Raw genomic sequence first — 6,824 nt, forward strand, 5'->3', positions numbered from 1 at the left:
GGTACGGCCGGAGCTGGACCCGCGCCACGGGCCCCGGCCGTACCTGCATCCGGTGCGGACCCGGGCCGGCACGCCGGTCACCGACGCGCTCCCGGCCGACCACGTCTGGCACCTCGGCGCGTCACTGGCCGTGCAGGACGTGGACGGCGTCAACCTGTGGGGCGGCCGGACGTACGTGCGCGGCACCGGCTACACCTGGCGCGACGACCACGGCGTCATCGCGCACACCGGCTGGCGGGAGCGGACCGCCGACCGGCTCGACCACGACCTGGAATGGCGGGACCGGCACGGCCGGGTGCTGCTGCGCGAGCACCGGCGGATCACCGCCACCCTGGCCGGGGCGGACGCCTGGTGGCTGGACCTGTCCGCCACGCTCACCTCCGCCACCGGCGCCGACGTGCGCCTGGGCAGCCCGGCCACGAACGGCCGCCCGGGCGGCGCCGGCTACGGCGGATTCTTCTGGCGTGCCGTGGCCGACGGGGAAGCGCGGGTGCGCACCGCCGAGGCGGTGGGCGAGGAGGCGGTGAACGGCTCGGCCGCGCCCTGGCTGGCGTTGTCCGCCTCCGCGCCCGGCGGTGGCGCGTACACGCTGGTGTTCACCGGTCTGGGGCCGGGTGACAGGTGGTTCGTGCGCACCGCGATGTACCCGGGCGTCTGCGTCGCGTACGCGTTCGACACCCCGGCGGTGGTCGCGGCCGGGCAGCAGCGGCACAACCGGCACCGGGTGCTGGTCGCCGACGGCCACCTGGACCCGGCCGACGTGTCGGCCCGCCTGGGGGTGACGCCGTGAGCCCGGCGGGCGGGCCGGAGGTGGTCTGCGTGGGCGAGACGATGGTGGTGCTCGCCCCTGACGACGGCGGGTCGCTGGAGCGCGCGGCGCGGCTGACCGTCGGCGTGGGCGGCGCGGAGTCGAACGTGGCGGCCGGGCTGGCCCGGCTCGGGCACCGCGCGGCGTGGGTGAGCCGGGTCGGCGACGACCCGTTCGGGCGGCGGGTGGTGGCCGAGGTCGCCGCCGCGGGCGTGGACGTCTCAGCGGTCACAGTGGATCCGGACGCGCCGACCGGGCTCTACCTGAAGGATCCGGGGCCGTACGGCACCCGCGTGCACTACCACCGCGCCGGGTCGGCCGCGAGCCGCCTCGGCGCCGCCGACCTCGCGCGTCCCGGGCTGGCCGGGGCACGCCTGCTGCACCTGTCCGGGATCACCGCGGCGCTCTCCGGCACCTGCCGTGACCTGCTCGTATCCGCGCTGGACGGGCGGGCGCTGCCCGGCGCGCGGGTGAGCTTCGACGTGAACCACCGCCCGGCGCTCTGGCCCGCCGACCGGGCCGGGCCGGTCCTGCGCGGCCTGGCCGACCGCGCCGACGTGGTGCTGGTCGGGCTGGACGAGGCGGCCGGACTGTGGGCTGCGGACGATCCGGCCGACGTTCGTGCCCTGCTGCCCGACCCGGAACTGGTGGTGGTCAAGGACGGGCCGGTCGGCGCGACGGCGCTGCCGCGTACCGGGCCGGCGGTGTTCGTGCCGGCGCTGCCGGTGGACGTGGTGGAGCCGGTCGGCGCGGGTGACGCGTTCGCCGCCGGGTTCCTGTCCGGGCTGCTGCGCGGCCTGGACCTGCGCGCCTGTCTGCGGCTGGGGCACCTGACCGCCGCGCCGGTGCTGGTCGTGCCGGGCGACACCGCGCCGCCGCCTGATCCGGAGACGATCGCGCGGGCGCTGGCGCTGCCCGAGACGATGTGGACCGCGCAGGTCAGGGGAGGGAGTGGGAGATGAGCGGGCACGACTTCGAGGCACTGTTCGGCGACGCGCGGGTGATGGTGATCCTGCGCGACCTGCCGCCCGGGGAGACGGTCCGGCTGGCGGAATTGGCCTGGGATCTCGGCATCGCCGTGGTGGAGGTGCCCATCCGTACCCCGGAAGCGGTGCCGGCGCTGCGCGCCGCGGTGACGGCCGGGCGGCGGCGGGACCGGATCGTCGGCGCGGGCACCGTGCGTACCCCGGCGCAGGTCCACGACGCGGTGGCCGCCGGGGCGGCGTTCACGGTGGCGCCGGGCCTGGATCTGGCGGTGGCCGACGCGGCGGCCGGTCTCGGCGTGCCGCACCTGCCCGGCGTGGCCACCCCGACCGAGGCGCAGCGGGCGCTCGACCACGGCCTGGTGTGGCTCAAGGCGTTCCCGGCGGTCAGCCTCGGCCCGGCCTGGTTCCGGGCGGTCGCCGGGCCGCTGCCGGAGGCCCGGTTCGTGGCCACCGGCGGTGTCGACGCCGGCAACGCGGAAGACTTCCTCGCCGCCGGGGCGCGCGTGGTGGCGGTCGGGTCGGCGCTCACCGACCCGCAGCAACTGCCGCGCCTGGCCACGCTCGCGGCCGGCGGCGCGGTCAGGTGACGGTACGGCCGGACGTGGTGGCGGTGGTCCGGATCGCCTTCACGATCGCCGGGATCGACCCGATCAGCAGCACCAGCGCCCAGATCAGCGCCACCACCGCGAACACCACGGCGCCCAGGTCGTCCAGGATGCTGACCAGGATCACCGGCACCAGGCCGTGCAGGAACTGCAGCACCACTGTGCACAGCAGCGTGGTCAGCATCAGCGCGACGAGGCCCTTGTTGCGCAGGAACCGGGGCTGGGCGGCGAGCAGCAGCCCGGCCCAGACCAGTTTGAGCAGCAGCGCCAGCCCGAGCAGCACCGCCGCGTCGTCGACCGGGAAGAACCCCCACACCGCGAGGTACGCCAGCGTGCCGAACGGCGGCGCCAGGAACAGCGACACCATCACCGTCAGCTCGACGAACGCGACGACCAGCAGGACCAGCGACACCAGCAGCAGCACGATCGAGAAGACGAGCGTGGCCGCGCCCTGCACCCGGCCCTGCACCCGGTCCGGCAGCACCAGGCTCAGGCAGAACAGCCCGGTCGTCCAGAGCGCCACCACGTCGATCAGCGCGAGGTAGCCGATGCCCCGCCCGGACGGCTCGGACACCGCGCCGACGTCGCCCAGCTCGACGCCGAGCCGGCCGGCGCTGTCCCGCAGCGCCCCGCTCGCGTCGCCGCCGCCGGTCAGCGCCGCCGTGCCCAGCTCCACGCCGACCACGAGCGCCACCGCGAGCAACGCCAGCAGCAGGAACGGCTTGCGCAACTCACCCATGCCGCGTCTCCGTCCGGGTCAGGACCGGGCCAGCGTGACCGAACATCCGCCACCTCCCGGACACCGCAGGAGCACCTCGGTCTCCCGGTCAACAGCCACCTTCGCCGCCGCCGGGCCGTCCGCGTCCGGGGCGACCTCGTCGGTGACCGTCACGTCCGCGTCGCCCGGCGCGCGGGCTGTCACCTCGAACGGTGTCGTGCCGCGCAGCACCAGCGTGCGCAGCGCGCCCGGGTCGGCCACCCGCAGCCGGCACACCGTGCCGAAGGTGAGCGTCACCCCGTCGGCGGTGGTGGCCGGTTCGGCGGCCGGCGGCAGGCAGTTCACCGCCACCGTCGCCGGGTCGACCGTCCCGGACCCGCGTCCCAGCCGGGCCAGCGCGCCCGGCCCGGCCGCCGGGTCGCCCCTGTCGTCGCGGCGTCCGGCCACCGCCACCACGTACAGCGCCACCAGCAGCACTGCCACCGCCACCAGCAGCACCTTCTGCCTGGTGGTCATGGCCGGACGACGGGCGTGAAGCGGATCTCGTCCACGCCCGCGAAGTACCTGTCGGTGCCCTGCGTCTTGCTCACCGCCACGAGCGTCAGCTTGTGCGGGCCGCGGGTCAGCTCCAGGGTCCCCACGTCCACCTCGTCGGTGCGGACCACCGTCGGGGTGAACCCGAAGAACGTGTCGCCGACCTGCCTCCCGTCGACCAGCCAGATCGTGTTCGCGTAGTCGAACGACGTGGTCCGCACGGTGGAGAACCGCCAGGTGCCGTCGGACGGCAGGTCTACCTGCACGGTGACCCGGTCGCCGACGCCCCGGCCCAGGAAGAACAGCTGGGCGTCGCCGGACCACACCACGTCGCAGCAGTTCTTTTGCGCCACCACGTCCGCCTTCGCGCCGGTGGTGGACTGCACCGTCGCGCCGGAGACCAGCGTCTCCGCCTCCACGGTCACCGCGTCGGCCTGCGGCGGCGCGGGGGTGTCCGGTCCGCGGGTCACCAGCCAGGCCACCACCCCGGCCACGACCAGCACCAGCGCCGCGGCGGCCGCGATCCACGGCCACGGCGCGCGCTTCGGGGGTACGACGGCCCGCACGTCGTACGTGACCCGGCCGCTGGAGCGGGAACTCTCCTCCGGCGCGGTGTTCGCCGAGTACGCGAACCCGGTCATGTCGTAGCGCCGGGGCGGCGTGCCGGGCGGCACGGCCAGGCGTACCAGGAACGACACCGAGCCCTGCCCGGGCACCACCCGCTGCGGCTCGGCCACGGTGAACCAGGCCCGCTGGCTGCCCTCGCCGGGCGCGACGTCGAAGACGACGGTGTCCGGCGCGGTGCCCGGGTTCGACACGGTGAACGTCAGCTCACCGCTGTTGCGGGCGTCCAGGGTGAACTGTTCGGCGGCGGCGACGACTGTCCATTCGGTGGTCATGACGGCTCCTCGGGCGGATCGTGGGGTGCGGGTACGTGCGCCCGGCCGACCGCGCGCACCGTCGCCACCCCGGCGGCGGGCTCGGCGTCGTCCGGCTCGGGCGTGGGTGGCGGGCCCGGGTCGGGCGGCGTCGGGTCGGAGGGCGGGTCGGCCGGGTCCCCGGTGACGACCTCGACGGTGACCGCCGCCGGTTTCTCGGCCTCGACGATGCGGGTGACCAGCGCGAGCCGGTCGGCGGCGGCCGGTGGGACCCGCACCACCAGGTGGAACGGCCGCTCGGGCGGTTCGTCCAGCACGAACCCGGTCACGCCGGTGGCCAGCTCCAGCGCGGTCCGCATGCCGTACGGGGTGCCGCGCCACCGGGCCAGCAGCGCGCCGTGCGCGACGAGGTCCCGCAGCCGGCCCGCCGGCAACGGCAGCGGCGCGTCGGCGCGGGGCGCGGCGACCACGTGGTCCATCGCCACCCAGCGGGTCAGGTACGCCACGAACCCGTCCGGCGTCCGGTACGGCCCGAACAGCGCGTCGACGTCGGCGAGCACCGCCTCGTCCGGGGCGTGCAGCGCCTCCATCACGTCCAGCAGCGCGCCCAGCACGCTGCCCGGGCCGGCGGCCCGCTGGTACGCGGCCGGCAGCAGCCGCTCAATCGCCGCTCGGCGCATCCTGCCGCACCACCTCGATGTCGTGCTCGCCGGAGCAGAGCAGCCAGGTGCCGGGGACGGTGACCACGTCGGCGGTGGCCTGGTTGGCGCTCGCCGTCCAGTTCTCGCCGTCGCCGCTGCGGAACACGCCGCGCTCGCCGCCGGCGAGCACCAGCCGCCCGGCGCCGGAGGTGCCGGTGGGCGCGGTGGCGGCGATGGCGTCGACCGGGACGAACCGGGTGCGGTCCCGCAGCGGCAGGCCGCAGTTGACCATCACGGGCGACCACTGCGGCTGCCCGGCGAGCGTGTCGAGGCGGACCACGCCGCCGCTCTGCGTCGCGGCGAGCGCGAGCGGGCCGCTGAACGCCAGGTCGCGGCAGGTGCCGCCGATCCAGCCGGACGCCATCGACTGCCACTTCACGTCCGACTCGAACAGCCGGGTGCGGTGGCAGCCCTGGCCGGGCTTCTTCGGGTCCGGCTCGCCCGCGCCGCACCACAGCAGCGTGGCCGGGCCGTCGTACTGGACGGCGAGGATCCGGTTGTCGACGTTGGCGAGGCCGACGTGGGCGAACGTGCCGGGCCGCCCGGCCGCGGTGGACAGGTAGACGCCGAATCCGGCCTGCGCCGCGACCGCCACGCCCGGTGCGCCGCGCTCGGAGACGAACGCGCGCACCGCGTAGAAGCCCCGGTCGGCGTCGGCCGGGTCGACCAGGATCTGCAACGGCACCGCGCCGGGTAGCAGCGGCACCTCGTACAGGCCCGCGTCGGTGGCCAGCAGCAGCGCGCCGGTGCCGTCCCGGTCGATCCAGGCCAGATCGCGGACGCCGGAGTCGAGGTCGGTCAGCAGCGTCCACGTCTCGCCCAGGTCGGTGCTCAGCCGGACCCGGGAACCTCCGGCGTCGCGGGTGGTCACCACCGCCACCGAACCGGCCCGGGGGACCACGCCGGGGCGTACCGGGGCGGGCGCGGGCACCACCCGCACCACTGTCTCGTCGTCGAACCGGCCGGCCGGTTCCCAGCCCGCGCCCGCGGTGGTGGAGCGGAACAGCACCGGGCCGCCGCCGGCGTACCAGGTGTCGGCCTGGTACTGGTCCACCGCCACGGTCCGTACCTGCGCGTCAGGGGCCTCGTCGACCACGAACCGCACCGACTCGACGTAGCGCACGCCCGGCTCGGCGTGCTCCAGCATCCGGTACACGTTGGAGGCGCGCAGCGGCTCGCCGAACGCCCAGCCGGCCGGGTTCAGCGGCGTGGGCAGCGGGCTGAGCGTCTGGTGCAGCCGGTCGTGGATGCGGCGGCGCACCGCGTCCACGTCCTCCTCGCGGCGCACCACCACGCGAGCCCTGATCGACACCGCCTTGTACCGGGCCCAGCCCGCGCGCACCGCCGTACCCAGGGCACGGCGGCGTTCCAGGTCGGCCTCGACCCGGCGGCGGGCCTCCTCCACCTCGTGCTCGCGCAGCACCGCCACCGGCAGCCGGCCGCCGGGACGGGCCGCCTCCGGCACGTACGGCACCAGCACCACCTCGACCTCGCCGGGCCGGGCGAAGCTGTAGACGGCGGCCCGGGTGAACGCCCGCGCCCGCGCCACCGCCCCGGAGCCGGTGGCCAGGATCTCGAAGTCCCGGGCGGTCAC

The 6,824-nt window shown here is 76.1% G+C and carries 7 protein-coding genes and 1 pseudogene; 3 read left to right on the forward strand and 5 right to left on the reverse strand.

Going from position 1 to position 6,824, the window contains the following annotated elements; translation table 11 throughout:
- From KBX39_RS18865 to KBX39_RS18875, 3 genes are all read left to right on the forward strand, one after another.
- Positions 1-790, forward strand: a 790-nt coding sequence (locus KBX39_RS18865; RefSeq protein ID WP_210871764.1) for a PmoA family protein, incomplete at its 5' end; no start/stop codon positions are given.
- 29 nt (positions 791-819) lie between these two features.
- On the forward strand, positions 820-1,770 hold the full coding sequence (locus KBX39_RS18870) for a sugar kinase (RefSeq protein ID WP_312247457.1): 951 nt from the start codon (positions 820-822) through the stop codon (positions 1,768-1,770).
- Positions 1,767-2,381, forward strand: a complete 615-nt coding sequence (locus KBX39_RS18875) for a bifunctional 4-hydroxy-2-oxoglutarate aldolase/2-dehydro-3-deoxy-phosphogluconate aldolase (protein WP_210871768.1) — start codon at positions 1,767-1,769, stop codon at positions 2,379-2,381. Before KBX39_RS18870 ends, KBX39_RS18875 begins: the two co-directional genes overlap by 4 nt.
- Here the strand turns inward: KBX39_RS18875 and KBX39_RS18880 are convergent.
- The 5 genes and pseudogenes from KBX39_RS18880 to KBX39_RS18900 form a co-directional block, all read right to left on the reverse strand.
- Complete coding sequence (locus KBX39_RS18880; protein WP_210871770.1) at positions 2,374-3,138, reverse strand: hypothetical protein; 765 nt, start codon at positions 3,136-3,138, stop codon at positions 2,374-2,376. The genes KBX39_RS18875 and KBX39_RS18880 overlap by 8 nt on opposite strands.
- An 18-nt stretch (positions 3,139-3,156) precedes the next feature.
- Positions 3,157-3,633: a hypothetical protein gene (locus KBX39_RS18885; RefSeq protein ID WP_104114122.1), complete on the reverse strand. Its 477-nt coding sequence runs from the start codon at positions 3,631-3,633 to the stop codon at positions 3,157-3,159.
- Complete coding sequence (locus KBX39_RS18890) at positions 3,630-4,550, reverse strand: hypothetical protein (RefSeq protein WP_069088530.1); 921 nt, start codon at positions 4,548-4,550, stop codon at positions 3,630-3,632. The genes KBX39_RS18885 and KBX39_RS18890 overlap by 4 nt, the downstream gene beginning before the upstream one ends.
- Positions 4,547-5,209 carry a phage tail protein gene (locus KBX39_RS18895; protein ID WP_210871772.1) on the reverse strand — a complete coding sequence of 221 codons (663 nt, stop codon included), beginning with the start codon at positions 5,207-5,209 and terminating at the stop codon, positions 4,547-4,549. Before KBX39_RS18895 ends, KBX39_RS18890 begins: the two co-directional genes overlap by 4 nt.
- A pseudogene (locus KBX39_RS18900) lies at positions 5,190-6,824 on the reverse strand (putative baseplate assembly protein); the annotation flags it as partial. The gene KBX39_RS18895 and the pseudogene KBX39_RS18900, both read right to left, overlap by 20 nt.

It is taken from the genome of Micromonospora sp. D75, assembly GCF_018070405.1.
GTDB classification, from domain to species: Bacteria; Actinomycetota; Actinomycetes; order Mycobacteriales; family Micromonosporaceae; genus Micromonospora; species Micromonospora chalcea.